Source organism: Vibrio metoecus (assembly GCF_009665255.1).
GTDB lineage: Bacteria > Pseudomonadota > Gammaproteobacteria > Enterobacterales > Vibrionaceae > Vibrio > Vibrio metoecus_B.
Window position 1 is genome coordinate 1,052,527 of sequence record NZ_CP035686.1, and the last position, 18,773, is coordinate 1,071,299.

An 18,773-nucleotide genomic window follows, 5' to 3' on the forward strand; every position below is an offset into this window, starting at 1 on the left:
TTAATATTTAAACGTCGGTGCTTTGGTGAAGTGACTTTCGATCATACGTTGAGTGATCGGGTGTTGCGGGCTGGCCAACACTTCATGGGTATCACCGGATTCCACTACATCGCCTTCATGCATCACGATAATTTTATCGGTGATGTGTTTAATCACCCCAATATGTTGCGATACATACACAAATGACACGCCCATCTCTTCTTGCAGTTCCAGAAAGAGATTGAGGATTTGCGAACGCATCGCCATATCCAGACCATTCAACGCTTCATCGGCAATAATGATCGATGGTTGCAAAATTAAGGCGCGTGCCAAACAGACCCGCTGTTTTTGTCCTGTTGCTAGCATTTGAGGATAGAAGTAGGCGTGTTCTGGCAATAAACCCACTCGTTGCAAGGTATCTTTTACGCGGCGCATGCGGGCTTCTGGGGGCATGCTGGTGTTTCGTTTCAGCGGTCCTTCTAGAATTGTCCCGATCTGTAAACGTGGATTGAGCGAGGTATTTGGGTCTTGGAAAATCATCCGGATGAGTTTACAGCGCGTCGAATAGTCTTTGTGTTCTAAAAGCTCACCGTTTACTCGGATTTCACCGCCCGTTGGTGCGACCATGCCCGCCAACATCCGTGCGAGCGTGGATTTTCCTGAACCGTTTTGCCCAATAAAACCAATGGTTTGTCCCGCTTCCAGAGTAAAGCTAACGGGTTTCACCGCATGTTGGATCTGTTTGCGTAAAAAACCGGAGCGAGTGACAAAGTCTTTATGTAGATTAGTGACTTCTAACAGCGCACTCATTGTGGTGTCTCCATATTCAATGGGAAATGACAGGAAAACTTATGGTTCTTGACCCAACGTGAACGTGGCATTTCTACACATTGACGTTGTGCATACGGGCAACGAGGCCCCAAGCGACAACCGATGGGTAAATGTTGCAGCGGCGGGATTGAGCCGGGCAGTGATTGTAATTTCTGCTTATGGGGAATCCAGTCGCTGAAATCTGGCATAGCTTTTAGAAGCGCTGCCGTATACGGATGCTTGGGTTCGACCACAATCTTGGCAGTGTCTGCCGATTCAACGGATTGGCCACAATACATTACCGTAATACGATCCGCCCACTGGGTGATGGTGGTTAAGTCATGGCCAATCAGTAAGATTGAGGTACTGTTTACCTGATTCATCCGGCTTAGTAGGCGTAAGATTTGCGATTGAGTGATGGGGTCAACGTCGTTTGTTGGTTCATCGGCGATCAGCAATTTCGGTTTCGCAGCAATCGCCATGGCAATCATCACTTTTTGACACTCACCGTCGGTCAACTCATAAGGATAGCTGGACATGATGTCTTTGTGATCTTTGATGCCAACTTTGTGCAGCAGCGCGATAGCTTGCTTTTTGCGCCACGTAAAACGTTGCCACCAATGGCCTTCAAAAGTGCGGAAAGGAATCGATTCGATCAACTGCTTGCCAACTTCTTCAGAAGGATCGAGACAGGTGGAGGGTTCTTGGAAAATCATCGCGACATCACGTGCGATCACGCGTCTGCGTTCTCGTGGAGTCAGTTGTAGTAAATCAATGTTTCCAAGGCGCATACGGTCAGCCGTAACGCGCCAGTTCTCTTTGCATACTCCAACCAGTGCTTTAGCCACGAGACTTTTGCCAGAGCCCGATTCTCCTACTAAACCACGAATTTCACCTTCGTTCATGGTCAGGCTCATGCGATCTACGGCTTTTACTAGACCCTGCGGAGTATCAATCTCAATCGTCAGATGACGAATATCAAGAATAGGCATTATTCGACTCCTGCATTCAACGCTTGACGTGCACCATCGCCGACGAGGTTAATTACCACGACAGTAAACATAGTTGCGAGACCGGGCAAGGTTACTGTCCAAGGTGCAATATAGATCAGCTCGACGGCATCACCCAGCATGGAGCCCCATTCCGTGCTAGGCGATTGTGCTCCAAGTCCAAGAAATCCCAGCGCGGTAATATCCAAAATAGCAATGGAAAGAGCCATGGTAATCTCGGTAACGATGATTGGCAGGATGTTAGGAAAGATGGAATGCCAAAGCAGATAAAACTCATTGGCACCATCTAAACGCGCGGCCATCACATAATCTTTTTCTATTTCGTTATGCACCGCCACATACACCGAACGAATAAAACGTGGAATTAACGCTAAGCCAATCGCAAGCAGTACGTTGAATTCGCCAGCCCCTAAAAAGGCGACAAAAATGATGGCCAGCAGCAGCGATGGAATCGACATTACGGTATCAAGCAAATGGTTAAGTGTGCTTGAAAGTAAACCTCTGGTCATGCCGGCTAAAGCACCAATAGTGCCACCGAGTACCGTGGCAATCAAAGTGATGAGTACCGCGGCCCCGACACTTAAGATTGAGCCATCAATCAGGCGAGATAAAATATCGCGACCTAAGTCATCCGTACCGAGAAAGTAATCGACACTACCTGTCGGATCCCAAGATGGCGGTATTAATAATTTGCTGGAGTGCATTTGTGGATCATAAGGTGCAAGCCAAGGGGATAGGGCAATGACTAGGGCAATAAACAGTAGACACCATAATCCAAACATGGCGAGATTGTTGGTGCGAAAGCTGCGCCAGAAACGCTCAAACTGGGTTGGAATATGTTCTTCTTGATAAATGCTATCGCTTAACATACCACTCTTTCCTTACCAAAGGGTTAGCCACTGCGCCGAGCAAATCAGAGAGAATGTTGGCGGTTAATACTAAGGTGCCGACCACAATAACACCGGCTTGAATCGACATAAAATCACGGTTAGCTAGCGCATCAAGCAGCCAACGGCCAATGCCTGGCCAGTTAAAGATAGATTCAGTAATAATCGCCAGCGTCAGCATACTAGACAGTTGAACACCAAACTTGGGGATCATGGGTGGAATGGCATTACGTAAAACGTGTTGGGTAACGATCTCGTAATTGGATAACCCCTTAATTTTGGCTGCGCGGATGTAGTTTTGGTTCATCACTTCTGCAACCGACGCCCGCATTTGTCCAATGACTTGCGTGGTCGGAGCCAAAGCCAGCACTAAACAGGGGAGCGTTAAATGTTCCAACACACTTTGGAGAGCTTGGCTGCGATATTGCGCCTGCGACATAAAGGCATCAATCAAGGCAAAGCCGGTAACATGCTCGATCTGATACAGTAAGTCATAGCGCCCTGCGACGGGGAAAAATTGGAAGTGCAGCGAAAACACCATAATCATCATCAAGGCGAGCCAAAAAATGGGAGCCGAGTAGCCAGACATGGAAATGAAAGAAATGATGGTGTCGAGCCATTTACCTTGTCGCATTCCCGCGATGGTTCCGATAGGAATGCCTATCAGCAGTGACATAATGAACGCAATCGAACACAGCTCAATGGTGGCGGGAAATACAACCGCTAACTCACTGAGGATCGGAACGCCACTTTTATTGACACCGAAATTGAGCTCCATCAACTGCACCAAGTAAATTGACCACCCTTGCCAAAAGCTGAACAAGGTCCATGGTGAATGGGGATCAAAGCGAGCTAGGCTGTAGCCGACCATGGTCAAGATCAAGAGTGTAATGATAAATAGGTTAAATTTTCGTACCGTATACACGAACATTACTCGGCCACCCTCTCAACGGTATTAAATGGCTGAACATTAAAAGGACTCATACGAACCCCGGTTAGCGATTTACTGTAGGCGGTAAATTGTATGCCATGTGCAAGAGGGATCACGGGAAACTCTTGATTAAGGATGTTTTGCGCCTGATGGTAGAGATTGAGGCGATAACGTGGTTTGTTGGCTTCTAAAGCTAAGTCCAACAAGAAGTCAAAATCACTGTCACACCACATGGATACGTTCAATCCGGCTCGATTGGAATCACAAGAGAGCAAAGGGCGTAAGAAGTTATCTGGGTCACCAGTGTCACCTCGCCAGCCACTCAAAAACAGGTCAATATTGTTGCGCTCTGCAAGTTCTTGGCGTTCGGAGCGATCTTCAGTAATTAAGCGCAAGGTGACGCCAATATCAGCCAGATTGGCTTGGATCAGTTCTGCGGTTTTACGTGGGCTGGGGTTATACGCTTTGGGATCGACTGGAACTGACATGGTCAATTCGAGCCCATGTTCAAAGCCCGCCTCGCGCAGTAAAGCTTGAGCATAATTGCGATCGTATCGGATTTGTACCGCATCTTGTTGATAAGCCCAAGAAGTGGGAGGCAAGATCGTAAAGGCAATACTGCCAGTGCCGTAATAAACGGAGTCCAAAATATTCTGGCGGTTAATCGCAAAGTTTAGTGCTTTACGCACTCGGCTATCATTGAGTGCCGGATGTTGAGTATTGACGGCAATAAACGCCACATTCATCGCTGGGGTTGTTGTTAGTTCAATACCCTGATTTTGCTCAATCGCGGGCACCTGACTTGAGATCGGCGCATGCAGAACATCACATTCATTACGCAGTAATTTGGCGAGCATTCCGGTACCGCGTTGTGAAATATCGAACACCACTTGTTCAAGTTTAGCGACGCCATTCCAGTAGTGAGGGTGGCGTTTTAGGCGGATCAAATCACGCGGATGGTATTCAGCAAGATAAAAGGGCCCACTACCGACAGGTAAGGTATCCAACCTTTCTTTTTCATCATCAATCATCAGTTGGTTAGCGTATTCTAAAGAGAGAATGACGGCATGACTGGTGGCGATGTTTGACAAAAAACTGTTATCTGGGCGGCTTAAAATAAATTTCACCGTTAAGTCATCAATAGCAGTGACATCGATGAGTAAGTTTTGGAAATCAATACCTTTAAACCAAGGATATTGAGCTTGATTGACCTTGTGGAAAGGGCTTGTTGGGTCAATGATGCGTCGGAAGCTGAAAACCACATCATCGGCATTGAGTGGCCGAGTTGGGCTAAACCAAGCGGTAGTTTGAAACTCAACATTTGGACGCAGAGTAAATAGATACTCGGTGCCGCTCGCATTGACCGTCCATCCGCTGGCTACACTCGGTACGGGTAATTGGGTTTGCGGATCAATCGTGAGCAAGGTGTCGTAGAGTTGCGGACCGAGAGCATCTGAAGTGATATCGTTATCGACCAATTGTGGATTAAAGGTAGATGGCGCGCTCTCACCACAGTAGACAAAGCCGCTGCTGCGAATCTTACTGTGATCGATGTGTTCTCCGCAGCCTGTCAGCAAACTCATGCTGAACAGCCCTAGGGTAAATCGTATAAATGCATTCATAGTGATCTGAGTCAGTCACGAGGCGAAGCTAGCATTACTAGTCAGCCTCAAAATCCCGTTAATTTACCATTGTTTTCTCGGCAAAACCAAATGAAATGGCGTATTTACAGTACATCACTCATCCGAGAGCGAGGTGTTTTCGTTACTCATCTGGGGGTATTTTCTGATCATCCCCCGAAATTGATGATAGCTCAGGCCTAACAAGTGCGCTGCTTGCTTTTGGTTAAACTTGGCTTGCGTCAGTGCCGCTTGCAGTAATTCAATGTCTAACTCTTGCTGCCATGTTTTATAGTCAATTGGTAACTGGAAGCGTGGTGCCATTGTAATTGGGGGCTCAGTATTATTAGAACTCCCACTGGTGACAACGTCACCTGATTGAAATGGATTAAAAATCAAAGTCTCAATGGGATGGCGGTTTAGACCATGTTGATATACCGCACGCTCAACGACATTTTTTAGCTCACGAACATTACCAGGCCAAGGATAGTCTTGTAGTTGCTTGCGTGCATCGTGGCTAAACCCAACAAACAAGGGCAATTGGAGTTCGCGACACATCCGAATGGCAAAATGTTCCGCAAGTAGCAAAATATCGTCGGGTCTGTGGCGTAAAGGTGGCAAGTGAATCACATCAAATGCCAGTCTATCGAGCAGATCTGCGCGAAACTGACCGTGCTCGGCCATTTTAGGCAAATCAGCATTAGTTGCGCAGACCAAACGCACATTCGCATTCAGCACTTGATGGCCACCAACGCGCTCGTACTGACCGTATTCAATCACTCGCAGCAGCTTTTCTTGCACCGCTAGTGGGGCCGTAGCTAACTCATCTAAGAAAAGAGTGCCATTCTCTGCGCGTTCAAACCGGCCTTGATGACGACCTTTTGCTCCCGTGAACGCGCCGGATTCGTGACCAAAGAGTTCTGAATCGATCAATCCTTCACTGAGGGTTGAACAATTGAGTGAAATGAGTGGATGTTCCCAGCGCTTGGATAAGTAGTGCAGACGCTGTGCGATCAGTTCTTTACCGGTTCCTCGCTCACCGATTACAAGCACAGGACGCTCAATTGGAGCTAAGCGCGAAACTTTATCCAATACGGCTAAAAACGCGGGTGATTCGCCAAGTAAGCTCTGCTGCATCGTTATTCCTCAAAGTGGTGAAATTGACCAACTATTGGTGAATCTCATCATAGCACGCTCAGTCATAAAATGAGCTTATTTATAATGATTTGAAAATAAAGAAATTTTTTCTTGGCATGTTATTTGGATTGTTCTTGGTATCCAACGCGCAGCATGGTGCTGTCGCTGCCATCGTGAGGCGTGGTTGCCTCACACACTGACAGGAGAATCGTCATGGGTATTTTTTCTCGTTTTGCAGATATCGTAAATTCCAACATTAGTGCTCTACTGGATAAGGCAGAAGATCCAGAAAAAATGATCCGTCTGATCATCCAAGAGATGGAAGATACACTGGTTGAAGTGCGTACCAACTCTGCAAAAGCGATGGCCGACAAAAAAGAGTTGGCACGTAAAGTGGAGTCACTGGAAGCGCAGCTAGAAGATTGGCAAAACAAAGCGACACTGGCACTCACCAAACAAAGGGAAGATTTGGCGCGTGCGGCACTGATTGAAAAGCAGAAGTTACAACAGGTATTGAAAGGCTTGCATACCGAGCAGACGCTGGTTGAGGAAACCATTGATAAGCTGACGGGGGAGATTGGCAAGCTGGAAAGTAAAATCACCGAAACTCGCGCGAAGCAACAAGCGTTAGCGATACGCAGCCAAGCCGCGGGTCATCGCCGTGATGTGCAGCGCCACTTGCATGCGGGGCGTACAGAAGAAGCAATGGCGAAATTTGAACAGTTTTCACGTAAAGTGGATGAGTTAGAAGCGGAAGCGGATTTGTATGCTCAAGCTGGACAAGCTCGCTCTTTGGAACAAGAGTTTGCCGAGTTACAAGCTCAAGATGACATTGAAAAAGAGCTGAGCAAGCTGAAAGCTCAGATGAAATCAGACCAATAATTGGGAGTCGATTATGTCCTCATTCTTTATTGCCGTGCCGTTGATTGTCTTTTTTATCTTTGTCGCACCGCTTTGGCTACTCCTTCATTATCGAAGTAAGCGTCGAGCCGAATCTGGGCTTTCTGACGAAGAAATGCGCCAACTGCATTCTTTATCTGAAAAAGCTGAACGCTTGCGTGGCCGAGTAGAAAACCTTGAGCGGATTCTCGATGCCGAAGCGCCGAATTGGAGGCGTCATTATGAATAAAAGAGAACTGTACCGAGATCCTATCAATGGTAAGTTAGCTGGGGTATGTGCGGGGCTTGCTAACTATTTTGGCCTTGAAACGTGGTTGGTGCGTATTCTGGTGATCACGGCAGCTTTATTGGGTGGAACTTTTCTTGTGCTGGTGGCGTATGTTGCGATGGCTTTGATGCTAGAAAAGCAACCTGTGGACTACCAAGAGAGCTTGCGAGAAAAGCAAGAACATACCCTCAAAAATAAGGCTTGGGTACAAGGGCAAGATGCGCGTGGATTAATGCGCACCCTAGAGCAAGATTTGGATTCTGTTGACGGAAAAGTACGTACTATGGAAGCGTATGTCACTTCCGAAGCATTTAAAGTGAATCGTGAATTCCAAAACCTTTAAACATTTTTGAGCGGCAGGGTTGCCGCTTTTTTGTGCGCGCAATTCTGTTTGCTGAGATTTTGTTTGCGATGAAAAACGGCTGATGTAGCGAAAATGGAGGCGGCTCGTCGCAATTCAGTGACTGTGCGAGATTATCCCAATTACCTTCTTCTCTCGGTATGATCAATCGTTGTATAAATGGGCATGATCATCTGATTTTGAGAGGCTTTTATGACTGATATTGAACAACCGGTTTGCGCATGGGCGATGAATCATCCGTTAGAACGTGAATATCATGACAATGAGTGGGGCATTCCTGTACATGACGATACTCGGTTATTTGAGTTTCTTACCTTAGAAGGAGCGCAAGCGGGACTAAGCTGGCTCACCGTGTTGAAAAAACGTGAAGGGTATCGCCAAGCTTTTGTGGGCTATGATTTGCAGTGTTTAGCGCAATACGATGAAAGTCATGTTGACGTGATCATTGCTCATTACGATGTGGTTAAGCATCGCGGTAAAATTGCCTCAGTATTTTCTAATGCGCGCGCCGCATTGGCTTTGCAAAAAGAATTCGGCTCACTGGATGCCGCGTTATGGCAGTTTGTGGACGGGAAACCCAAAATTAATCACTGGCAAAATATGAGTGAGGTTCCCGCTTCAACGGAAGAGTCTAAGGCCATGAGTAAGTTTCTTAAAAAACGAGGATTTAAGTTTGTGGGCGAAACGATCTGCTATGCCTTTATGCAGGCTTGTGGATTAGTCAATGACCATATCGCGGGATGTTCCCATTCTCCCCATGCAGCCAAACAGTAGGGGCCAAAGCCCCTACAGATCAGAAAATAGAGGAGGGTTTATGCATTGGCTACCTGATGATAGCGCGCAAAACCCGCTTCCAGATCGGCAATCAAGTCTTCTACGTCCTCTAACCCAATATGAACACGGATTAATGTGCCTGCAAAGTGAGGATTGGCGACGGAACGTAGAGTGTTAAAGGCTTTCGGTTCATGCGCTAATATCAAGCTTTCAAAACCACCCCAAGAAAATCCCATTCGGAAATGGCTCATCCCATCGAGTAGAGCGGTAGTGGCGGCGGGATGTGTGCTTTTTAGAACAAACGAGAAGAGCCCATTACCGCCTTGGAAATCACGTTGGAAAAACGCATGTCCGGGGCAGGTTTCTAACGCAGGGTGGCGCACATGATCCACTTCTGGACGTGTTTGTAGCCACTGAGCAATGCGTAAACTATTTTGCTCATGCTGACGTAGACGCACATCGAGCGTGCGTAGGCCACGCATTGCCATATACACATCATCAGGTGAGGCGTACTGGCCCATCAAGTAGCTGTGTTCTCGCAACTGCTCCCAACATTTTTCGTTGGCGACCGCAGTGCCAAGCATGACATCTGAGTGACCCACAATGTATTTAGTGGCGGCTTGAATTGAAATATCCACGCCATGTTCAAATGGAGAAAACAGCACACCGGCAGCCCACGTATTATCTAGCATCACGATAACGTCATGCTCATGAGCGATGCGAGAAAGTGTTGGGATATCCTGTACTTCCATGGTGAGAGAGCCCGGGGATTCAGTAAACAGCACCTTGGTATTGGGTTGGATGAGTTCACGAATGCCTTCACCAATCATAGGGTCGTAATAGGTGGTTGAAATTCCAAGCTTTTTGAGTACTTTTTCACAAAAGTCTCGTGTAGGTTCGTAACAAGTATCGACCATCAAAATATGGTCGCCTTGCGCTACAAAAGAGAGAATGGCATTGGTGATCGCTGCTGCGCCGCAAGGGTAGAGTACGCATCCTGCTCCGCCTTCAACTTCAACCATGGCATCTTGAAAAGCAAAATGGGTGGTCGTGCCACGACGTCCGTAAAACAGAGTTTTGTTTGCGCGATTCACGGCCGCTTGATTTTTTTGCGCAACACTCTCAAAAACGACGGTTGATGCACGTTGTACCGGAGGATTGACCACTCCGAGAGTCCATTTTTTATTGCGCCCCGCAGTGACTAGGCGGGTTTTATTACCTTCTGACATCGGCTGTCCTTGTCTGACTTTATAAAAGTTTATTTAAAACACGGAGCCGCGCAGGATTGCAACCCTGCGCAGTGAGAAAACTACAGAAGAGGATTAAATAGATAGAAGATTCGCTCTAAAAACCGGTTGTGCCATGGCCGCTGTGCCCATTCCGCTTCAATCACAGGGTGAGATTGCAGAATGTATTGCTGTTGTAACCAATGCATTTGCTGGGTAAATTCCAGATCATCCACGGCGAGAGTGAGCTCAAAATTAAGCCACAGGCTGCGCATATCCAGATTTACAGTTCCGACTAAACAAAATTGTTGGTCAATCACTACGGATTTGGTGTGCAGCAAGCCGCCATCGAATTCATGAATGCGTACACCGGCTTCAAGCAATTCCCCGTAAAAAGCACGCGAAGCCCATTGCACCATCAGAGAATCATTCTTCTTCGGAATGATAATGTCGACATTTATTCCTCGTTGAGCAGTCATTTTCAACGTTGCGAGCAAATCTGCGCTAGGAACAAAATAAGGCGTTGTAATACAAACAGAACGGTTAGCTTGGTTGATGGCTAAGGTGAGCACTTGCGAAATTAAATTCTCTGGCATCCCCGGGCCTGACGGCACCACCTGAATGGGATGCTGAGGTTGATTAGGCTCAAGGCTGCACTCTGGGCTTTGAGGGAATAGGCGTAATCCCGTTTCAAATTCCCAATCCCAACAGTGAATAGCAGAAAGTACGTTAACCGTAGGGCCTGTGACACGCACCATGATATCGATCCATTGCCCCACACCGGCGTTTTGCTTGAAGTAAGCTGGGTCAACCATGTTCATTGATCCGGTATAGGCGATTTCATCATCAATCACGATGATTTTGCGATGCTGCCGCAAATCCAGTCTGCGCAGGAAAATACGCCATGGACTCACTTCCAAGGCTTGAACCACTTCAATCCCAGCGTCACGCATCATTTGTACCCAAGGGCTGCGGAAAAATCTCGGGCTTCCTGCGGAGTCGAGGAGAAGTTTGACATCCACTCCACGTTTGGCGGCTTGAATCAAGGCCGAAGCAACTCCATCGGCTAAGCCTCCGGGATGCCAAATATAAAACACCATGCGAACTTGAAACTGAGCGCGTTCAATATCTTCAATCACTGCATGTAAAATTTCATTAGGAGAGTTCAGAAGCGATAGGGTATTGCCACTGAGGGCTGGGATCCCCATCCGGTTATTACATAACTCATCAATACGAGAAATATGAGCGCCCATGCCTTCTTGTACATGAGCTTGACAATCATTTAATGAACGAAACCAATGACCAAAGGGGGTAAACATTTCTTTAGCACGTTCTGCCCTTTTGCGGCCAAGGTTGAGCTCGCCAAATAGGAAATAACAAAGCACGCCAACAAATGGAATGATGTAGATCACCATCAACCAAGCCAACGATACACTGACTGCGCGCCTTTTAAGAACCACACGAATAGTTACACCCGCTACTAATAACCAGTAGATACCAATGCTGAGCAGTGTGAGAAAGTGATAGAGCTTGTCCATTCTTATCCAATAAGAAACTGAAATTCATTTGGGATAGTAAAGCGAAAGCATAAGAGAAGAAAGCAAAGCGGCCAAATTAATCGAAGAGTTTAGCAGAATGATCTTGTTATTAATTTGTAAAAACAAGTGAAAGGCGTCAGCTTTCGAGTAAAAAATAAACAAACACACCGCAAAATCAAATTGGTGGTAGCAAAATAGACTGTTCGGGCTTCCAATTTTATTCTCGAACTGATTTACTTGCCATACTTCTAAAGTTAGTGATGACTTTATCGAGTGTAATTATTAGTTTACACCCACAAATAACTAAGCAAACACAATTCATTGGTAGCAAATATGGCAAGTAGCTCTAGAGGTCAATTTTCCTCTCGATTTGGTTTTATTATGGCCGCGGCAGGTTCTGCGGTAGGTCTTGGCAATGTGTGGGGGTTTCCCACTCAAGCCGCGAGTAATGGTGGTGCCGTTTTCCTTTTGGTCTACCTGTGTATGGTGTTTTTATTGGCTTACCCTATGTTGGTGGCGGAGCTAACCATTGGCCGTTATGGTCAATCAAACCCGATTCGATCATTTCGTGCCGTTTGGCCTAAAGGCAAAGTGGGTGCGATTCTACTGGGCTTGGTTGGGATGGTGGTGGTTTCTCTCATCCTCAGCTTCTATGCGATTGTCGCTGGATGGTTAGTCGGATCACTGTTTGGTAGCGGTCTAACACTGGTGGGTGGAGAGAGTGCCAGTCATTGGTTAACCTCTTTTAGTACCGAGCGAAATCTTGTTTTGATGATGGCCTTCATGGCCTTAACCATGTTTGTCGTGCGCAACGGCGTTGCAGATGGTATCGAGAAATGGTCCACCCGACTGATGCCACTGTTGTTCGTTCTGTTTGGTCTATTGACGGTGTATATCTTCACCCAAGAAGGTGCGATGGACGGACTCAAAATGTATTTGGTTCCGGATCTTAGCCATTTCACGCCACAGGTCGTGGTCAGTGCGATGGGGCAAGCTTTCTTCTCACTCTCTTTGGGTGTGTGTGTGATGACCACCTATGGCTCGTATCTTAATAAAGAAGCCAACTTGCCAAAAACCGCCGCTCAAGTGGCATTGATTGATACGGGTGTTGCATTTATTGCGGGATTGATGGTTCTGCCTGCCATGTTTGTAGCGAAACACAACGGGGTAGAGATTTTCTCCACCTCCGGTGAATTACTCAACTCTGATACTTTAGTGTTCACGGTTTTGCCAGCGATGTTTGAAACCATGGGCGCGATTGGTGCGGTGATTGGCATCATCTTCTTCTTATTAATGATCATTGCGGCATTAACTTCTTCCATCTCCATGTTAGAAGTACCAGTAGCTTGTGCTGTTGAAGAGTTACAGCAAAAACGTTCTACTGCTGTAATGTGGATTGGTGGTCTAGTCACGGTGATTTCAGGTGTGATTGTTCTGAACTTCTCAAGTCTGTTCGGATTGGTTATTGAGCTTACAACCGTTTATTCACAACCGATTATTGCTCTGCTGATTACTTTGATTGCTGGTTGGATTTGGAATCGTAATCAGATTCTGTCTGAGCTAAAACAAGGTTGCCCTGATATTGAAACCAGCCTGTTCTGGAAAATCTGGCCTTGGTATGTGCGTCTTGTCTGCCCGGTTCTGATGTTGATGGTATTTTTTGCTTAATCGAAATATCAGAGAGATAGGTTTTACAGTAAAGCGGCTTTTGAGCCGCTTTTTCTTTAGGCTGAGAAGGTTTTAAGTATAATCACGTCGCAAAGTGAGGCGTATTTATGTTTGATATTCTGTTTACCCATCCTGATTTTCTACTTATCAATAAACACCCCAACGTATCTGTCCATAAAGATGATGGCGATACCATGTTGCTGCAAGAAGTGGCGACGCAAACCGGGGATGGCCAGCTCTACTTGGTGCATCGGTTGGATAAGATGACTTCGGGTATTTTGCTATTGGCAAGAAATGCCGCTGCGGCCAGTGAGCTTTCGCAAGGCTTTGCTAAGCGCCAGGTTGAAAAATTCTATCTAGCGATTGGGAGTAAAAAGCCGAAGAAAAAACAAGGTTTGATCTGCGGAGACATGGAGCGTTCACGTCGCTCATCATGGAAGTTGGTTAACTCGCAAGAAAATCCTGCGATTACGCAATTTCTCTCTACAACGGCGGCACCGTGGGAGCGCTTGTTTTTATGTAAACCCCACACAGGAAAAACTCACCAAATTCGCGTGGCACTCAAATCGATAGGATCGGCGATTGTCGGGGACCCTATTTATAACGCCTCCGAATCAGAACAAGCCGATCGTGGTTATCTACACGCTTTTGCGTTGCGTTTTACCTATCAAGGTGAGGTCTACCAATGGTTGTGTGATCCGCGCCAGTTTTCACACTTAGGTAAAAAATGGCAAGAAGAGGCGGTGAGTCAAGGCATTGAAAGCTGGCTGTCTCCATGGGATTTGCCTTGGCCAGTGTTGAAGATGAGTGCGAAAGAGTAAGCGAGCTTGGTGGAAATTTACCCTCATCGTATAGGTTTTAGGCGATGAGGGTAGAAGACTACTGTTGTGCTACTTCGCTCTTTTCTGCAAGTTGCAATGTTTGGAAGCCGTAATAAATACGAGTCGTGGTGGTAAACCAACAGGCTGCGCCAAACACCCAAGCGATGGTTGAGAACGATTGAGGGAAGAGGCACATCAGTGCAAAGGACGCGATGGTCTCGGTTCCTTCAGTCAGCCCACTCATGTAATACAAAGACTTGTGCTGATAAATCGGGTTAGCGATGCCGCGTTTACTGGCCATTACCGCGAAGGCGAGAAAGCTACTGCCTGTGCCGATAAAGGCAAAAATTAAGAAAGCTCCTGCAATCGCGTTGTGGTCGGGATTGGCAAGAACAAACCCAAAAGGCACTAACGAATAAAATAAAAAATCGAGGCTGATGTCGAGAAATCCACCAGCATCAGTCAAACCTTGGCGGCGTGCCAGTGCACCATCGAGCCCATCACAAATGCGGTTTACGGCAATCAGAATCAGCGCGAGCCAATATTGTTCCATTGCAAGGGCCGGTAGCGCGAGAACGCCAACAGCGAAGCCCATTAGTGTCACTTGGTTGGCCGTGATGTTGGCTTTGTCCAACACGCTGGCTATTTGAGTCACTGGCCAGCGAATCACTTTGATAGCGTAGCGATCAAGCATGGTTCACCTCAGTTGGCCATTCAATGGCACGACTGCCTACCGGTACATCATCATGATCATGAGTCACCATCAAGGTAGGAATTCCTGCGCTAGTGAGTTGGCTAAATACCCAATCACGAAATTGGCTGCGCAACGTTTTATCCAGTTTACTGAACGGTTCATCTAGCAGGACTAATTTTGGCTCAGCAAGCAACATGCGCATCAAGCTAATCCGCGCCCGTTGTCCACCTGAGATCTGCTCGGGAAAGGAGTTGGCTAGCTCTGCGAGAGCGATGTTTTTTAGTGCCTCTAGCGCGATTATTTTGCGCTGTTCACCTTTCACAGTATTGGGGAGTGCAAATGCGAGATTCTCCCACACATTCAGATGTGGGAAGAGTAAGTCATCTTGGAACAAAATACCGACTTGGCGCTGGTGGGCTGGTAGCGAATTGAGTTGAGCATCACCGAGTTTAAGTGTGCCTTGGAAGGTAAAATCTGTTGCGAGATGCCCTGCAATCACACTGAGTAGCGTTGATTTTCCGCAGCCGCTAGGTCCCATTAAACTAACGATCTCACCTTCTGTAATAGTCAGGTTAAAGTCTGCCAATAGGCAGCTACCGTCTTTTCTATGGATGGTGAGGTTTTCGAGAGAAAAAATCATGAAATACCACTTTAAATTGGACTGCCCGATGGCGGTGAATTTGCACGCGCCCGAGCAAAAGGGCAAGAGAAAAGAACACAAAAGGCAATACGGCTTGGCAGATTGCGTAAATCGCCGCTACTCGGCGATCATAACCACTGGAAAGCGCAACGGCTTCGGTGGTGATGGTCGTTAAACGCCCTCCGCCCAACATTAAGGTGGGAAGATATTGAGCAAGACTCACGCTGATCCCCACTGCCCACGCATACAGCAAGGCTGGAAATAACAATGGCAGTTTTATTTTCCAGAAGATCTGCCATTCATTTTTACCTAAGCTGCGAGCCATTTTTGAATAATCGGGATTATAACTTTGCCATGGGCCACTGAGTGCAAGGTAAGCCAAGGGAAAAGCAAAAAAGGTGTGCGCCCAAACCACCCATAAAGCATACGCATTTGAGGCAACCACTAAGGACAAGACTTGAAGCCCAAACAGCAGCGAGAGTTGTGGTAACAACATCGGTAGCGCAATCAAATAGACGGGGATCGCTCGTTTACTTTGTAAACGATACTCTTGGGCGAATACCGCAATGAGCAATGCTAGGGTGCCGGAGCACAGAGCAAGTTGCACACTGGTTTCAATGTTCAGCAGTACATTTGGCCATTCGTCTTGCCAAAATTGTAGTGTCCATTGAGTAGGAAAGAGATCAGGGAAACGCCAACGCTGTGCCATGCTCCACGTTGCTGTAAGAGGAATGATCATCGCTGAAGTGAGCAGCAAAAGGGCAAGTAAGGTTTTTTGTGGTAACGGGGGGCATAGCGGCCGGACAATTGCCAACCACGGAAACCACGAGTCACTAACCATTCGATCATCCAGATGGTGAGCAACATAAGACTGGCAAGTAGCAAGAGGAGTAGCGCACCGGATGCAGCTCTTGGCAGTAAACTCAAGTCAGGTTCATTAAACCACTGCCATACTAATACTGAGAAAGTGGACGGCGTGGTTGGCCCCAACACTAAACTGAAATCAACCACAGAAATTGCGTAAGCGGCGACTGCAAATAAGGTAAAACGAATTTTGCGTAACCACTGTGGAAAGACGACTTTCCACCACATCTGTTGAGATGAATAGCCTAATGAAGCGCTCAGGGTTTGGATTCTGGCTAAATTAAACTGCTGCAAAATCGGTAAGCTGATCAGCAAAATAAAAGGGACTTCTTTAATAGCCAAGGCCAACGTAAGGCCGAGAGCATAAGGATCATGTACCAAGCCAGTGATCTCTTGGCTGTGATCTCGATATTGAAATAGCTCATGCAGCAGGCGAGCAAACCAACCCGTCGACGAAAACAAAAATGCAAAACCAATCGCAAAGGCGACATGAGGCAGAGCAAGCAGTAGTGAGAGGCTGTTTTCGATACGTTGCCACCGAGGATGAAACCAGAAGTGCTGTAAAATGGCAAAACTGATGAAAAGGGCTAAATAAGTACTCAATAGGGCAGAGCTGAACGATAGCAACAAGGCGTATTCCACGCCTTGCCATTGCCATACTTGGCTAAAACCTTGTAACGAAAAAGCAGAGTGTTCAAGCGCGCTCAGGCAGCCTAAAGAGGAGATCACCACCCCCGCCAATCCGGGTAGGATTGGCGCGATACAAAGACAGATCAAGCTCCAATAAACGTACCTGAGCATGGGGCAATACCGTTACTTCAAACTGTTGCCGTAACGTTTTTGCCACTCGGTTTCTAGTGCGCTTTGCCAGCTTGGGTGAGGTTCTGCAATGGCGGGAAACAGCATGGTGTTTTTCGCACTGCCATTGAGATATTGCGATTTCAATACAGAAGGATCTCCCCAAATCGCTAAGTCCCCTTTACGTGACTGAGCTTCCCCACTGAGCAAGAAATTGATAGCTACTAAAGCACCTTCTTTGGCATTGGCATTCCAAGGAATCGCTAAAAAGTGAATGTTGGTCAATGCTCCATTTTTCATCGCATAAGTTTGTGCGGTCGGGGCTAATTTGCCGGTCGCTTGCGCTGAAAAAACCGCATTTGGGTTGAAGGTGATCGCGAGATCTAATTGCCCATCATCCAGCAATTGCATCATTTGTGCTGAGCCTGAAGGAAATTGTTTGCCCTTACGCCAAGCGACAGCATGCAACTCATCCAAATATTGCCAGAGCGGTTGAGTGATTTGCTGGAAGGTGGCGGGGTCGACAGGATGATTCAATTCTGGGGCATACTGAGTCAGCTCAATTAAAGCGGCTTTTAAGAAGCTGGTGCCATGAAATTCAGGTGGTTGCGGGTAACTAATGCGATTTGGAAAGGCTTGCGCATAGCTGAGTAATTCAGCAAATGATGCTGGAGGATTATTCAGTAGTTGCTTGTCATGGATAAACACCAATTGCCCAACCCCCAAGGTGCTTCTAGCCCTTCGGTAGGTTCAGAAAAGTCGCTGCTTACGGGCAGAGTTTGATCGACCATTGGCCAGCTAGGTAACATTTCAACAAACGGGCCATAAAGTAACCCATTGTTTTTCATGGATTTGAAGTTTTCACCGTTAATCCACACGAGATCAACACTACCTTGTTCGTTTTTACCTGCCGCTTTTTCAGCAATTAAACGAGTGGTTGTTTCAGCGATATCGGTCACTTTAACATGTTGCAAAGTAATGCCATAACGCGACTTGAGTAGATCTGCTGACCAGCGCAAATAGCTATTAATTTCTTGGCTACCGCCCCATGCGTGAAAGTAAACAGTTTGGCCACGAGCTTTTTCAGTGATGTCTTCCCATGACTGCGCAGAAACGGTAAATGAAAGGGCGCACGCAGAGAGGAAGGTCAGCAGTTTTTTCATGAATTGTCCTTATTATTCGACTGTATCGTATTCTTAGACCGACAAAATGATGCTTGTCTTTCATTATGAAGGAAAAAAATCAAAATGCTCGGTTTCCTTGTTGTCCATAGGGAAATGAAGATACAAAAACGGCAGCTTAATCCGCTGCCGTTAAACGTTCAATCACTCTGAAATGAGGGTTAGTTTACCCAGTCACGTAGAGTGAACGTTAGAGTGTGAACATCGTTTTTCAGAGTCAATGTTTCTTTGGTTAGGGTGATGTTGCTCCAGTCGGTCAGTGTTTGTGACACGGCTTGTTCCGTATCCATCACATCACCTAGACACATCTTCATGGTCATCCCCATTTTTTCGATGCGGAATTGGTTATCTTTAAGTTCTGCTTTACCAAAGAAGTTGTTACAGCCGGCATTGCCGCTGGCCATCATTTTTTCACCGATTTCTAAACGAGGGGCTTCATTGTGTTCATCTTTCGCCACATCTTTGCCATCAATTTGGGTCAGTTGCCAATTGTGGTGTTGAAGATCTTGAGCAGTAATTTGCACGTTATCACCATTGCTTGCACAAGCTGTCATCAATACAGGTAGGGTAATTGCAGCAAGTAACGATTTTGAACTAAGCTTCATAATATTCACTCCGAATGTGGAAACCCGCACAGTATAGTGAATAAAACACTGTTTTTGTCAGC

At 46.7% G+C, this 18,773-nt stretch carries 17 protein-coding genes and 2 pseudogenes; 6 read left to right on the plus strand and 13 right to left on the minus strand.

Annotated elements, in window-relative coordinates:
• From EPB59_RS04885 to pspF, 6 genes are all read right to left on the minus strand, one after another.
• Positions 1–789, minus strand: a complete 789-nt coding sequence (locus tag EPB59_RS04885) for a peptide ABC transporter ATP-binding protein (RefSeq protein ID WP_154171712.1) — start codon at positions 787–789, stop codon at positions 1–3.
• Positions 786–1,781, minus strand: a complete 996-nt coding sequence (locus EPB59_RS04890; protein ID WP_055051804.1) for a peptide ABC transporter ATP-binding protein — start codon at positions 1,779–1,781, stop codon at positions 786–788. Before EPB59_RS04890 ends, EPB59_RS04885 begins: the two co-directional genes overlap by 4 nt.
• On the minus strand, positions 1,781–2,668 hold the full coding sequence (gene sapC / locus EPB59_RS04895; protein WP_154171713.1) for a putrescine export ABC transporter permease SapC: 888 nt from the start codon (positions 2,666–2,668) through the stop codon (positions 1,781–1,783). Before sapC ends, EPB59_RS04890 begins: the two co-directional genes overlap by 1 nt.
• A complete protein-coding gene (locus tag EPB59_RS04900; protein ID WP_055051802.1) occupies positions 2,655–3,617 on the minus strand; it encodes an ABC transporter permease in 963 nt (320 codons plus the stop codon). Before EPB59_RS04900 ends, sapC begins: the two co-directional genes overlap by 14 nt.
• Complete coding sequence (locus tag EPB59_RS04905; protein WP_195707058.1) at positions 3,617–5,200, minus strand: ABC transporter substrate-binding protein; 1,584 nt, start codon at positions 5,198–5,200, stop codon at positions 3,617–3,619. Before EPB59_RS04905 ends, EPB59_RS04900 begins: the two co-directional genes overlap by 1 nt.
• A gap of 153 nt (positions 5,201–5,353) precedes the next feature.
• Positions 5,354–6,373: a phage shock protein operon transcriptional activator gene (gene pspF, locus EPB59_RS04910; protein WP_095477076.1), complete on the minus strand. Its 1,020-nt coding sequence runs from the start codon at positions 6,371–6,373 to the stop codon at positions 5,354–5,356.
• 213 nt (positions 6,374–6,586) lie between these two features.
• Here pspF and pspA point away from each other — a divergent pair, with 213 nt between their 5' ends.
• The 4 genes from pspA (at position 6,587) to EPB59_RS04930 (ending at position 8,676) form a co-directional block, all read left to right on the plus strand.
• Positions 6,587–7,255 carry a phage shock protein PspA gene (gene pspA, locus EPB59_RS04915; RefSeq protein ID WP_055033547.1) on the plus strand — a complete coding sequence of 223 codons (669 nt, stop codon included), beginning with the start codon at positions 6,587–6,589 and terminating at the stop codon, positions 7,253–7,255.
• 13 nt (positions 7,256–7,268) lie between these two features.
• Positions 7,269–7,502 (plus strand): envelope stress response membrane protein PspB, encoded by a 234-nt coding sequence (gene pspB, locus EPB59_RS04920; protein WP_154171714.1) that lies wholly within the window; start codon positions 7,269–7,271, stop codon positions 7,500–7,502.
• Entirely contained in the window at positions 7,495–7,884 is a 390-nt protein-coding gene (pspC, locus tag EPB59_RS04925; protein WP_055029741.1) for an envelope stress response membrane protein PspC, read from the plus strand. The genes pspB and pspC overlap by 8 nt, the downstream gene beginning before the upstream one ends.
• 210 nt (positions 7,885–8,094) lie before the next feature.
• Positions 8,095–8,676 carry a DNA-3-methyladenine glycosylase I gene (locus EPB59_RS04930; RefSeq protein WP_055051799.1) on the plus strand — a complete coding sequence of 194 codons (582 nt, stop codon included), beginning with the start codon at positions 8,095–8,097 and terminating at the stop codon, positions 8,674–8,676.
• A gap of 38 nt (positions 8,677–8,714) precedes the next feature.
• Here EPB59_RS04930 and EPB59_RS04935 read toward each other — a convergent pair whose 3' ends face one another.
• Both EPB59_RS04935 and cls read right to left on the minus strand, forming a co-directional pair.
• Entirely contained in the window at positions 8,715–9,905 is a 1,191-nt protein-coding gene (locus tag EPB59_RS04935; RefSeq protein WP_154171715.1) for a cystathionine beta-lyase, read from the minus strand.
• Between the two features lie 80 nt (positions 9,906–9,985).
• Positions 9,986–11,440, minus strand: coding sequence for a cardiolipin synthase (gene cls, locus EPB59_RS04940; protein ID WP_154171716.1), 1,455 nt, complete (start codon positions 11,438–11,440; stop codon positions 9,986–9,988).
• A gap of 381 nt (positions 11,441–11,821) precedes the next feature.
• On the opposite strand from cls, the gene EPB59_RS04945 reads away from it, so the two are divergent.
• Complete coding sequence (locus EPB59_RS04945) at positions 11,822–13,108, plus strand: sodium-dependent transporter (protein ID WP_241666227.1); 1,287 nt, start codon at positions 11,822–11,824, stop codon at positions 13,106–13,108.
• Between the two features lie 107 nt (positions 13,109–13,215).
• Positions 13,216–13,929 carry a TIGR01621 family pseudouridine synthase gene (locus EPB59_RS04950; RefSeq protein WP_154171718.1) on the plus strand — a complete coding sequence of 238 codons (714 nt, stop codon included), beginning with the start codon at positions 13,216–13,218 and terminating at the stop codon, positions 13,927–13,929.
• Between the two features lie 58 nt (positions 13,930–13,987).
• Here the strand turns inward: EPB59_RS04950 and EPB59_RS04955 are convergent, their stop codons facing one another.
• The 5 genes and pseudogenes from EPB59_RS04955 to EPB59_RS04975 all read right to left on the minus strand — a co-directional run bounded on the left by EPB59_RS04955 (position 13,988) and on the right by EPB59_RS04975 (position 18,711).
• On the minus strand, positions 13,988–14,623 hold the full coding sequence (locus EPB59_RS04955; RefSeq protein WP_154171719.1) for a CDP-alcohol phosphatidyltransferase family protein: 636 nt from the start codon (positions 14,621–14,623) through the stop codon (positions 13,988–13,990).
• Entirely contained in the window at positions 14,616–15,263 is a 648-nt protein-coding gene (locus tag EPB59_RS04960) for an ATP-binding cassette domain-containing protein (RefSeq protein WP_154171720.1), read from the minus strand. Before EPB59_RS04960 ends, EPB59_RS04955 begins: the two co-directional genes overlap by 8 nt.
• A pseudogene (locus EPB59_RS04965) lies at positions 15,229–16,928 on the minus strand (ABC transporter permease). The gene EPB59_RS04960 and the pseudogene EPB59_RS04965 overlap by 35 nt, the downstream one beginning before the upstream one ends.
• Before the next feature lie 87 nt (positions 16,929–17,015).
• Positions 17,016–18,088, minus strand: a pseudogene (locus EPB59_RS04970) (ABC transporter substrate-binding protein); the annotation flags it as partial.
• Between the two features lie 179 nt (positions 18,089–18,267).
• On the minus strand, positions 18,268–18,711 hold the full coding sequence (locus tag EPB59_RS04975) for an META domain-containing protein (RefSeq protein WP_000778139.1): 444 nt from the start codon (positions 18,709–18,711) through the stop codon (positions 18,268–18,270).
• Positions 18,712–18,773: the final 62 nt, after the last annotated feature.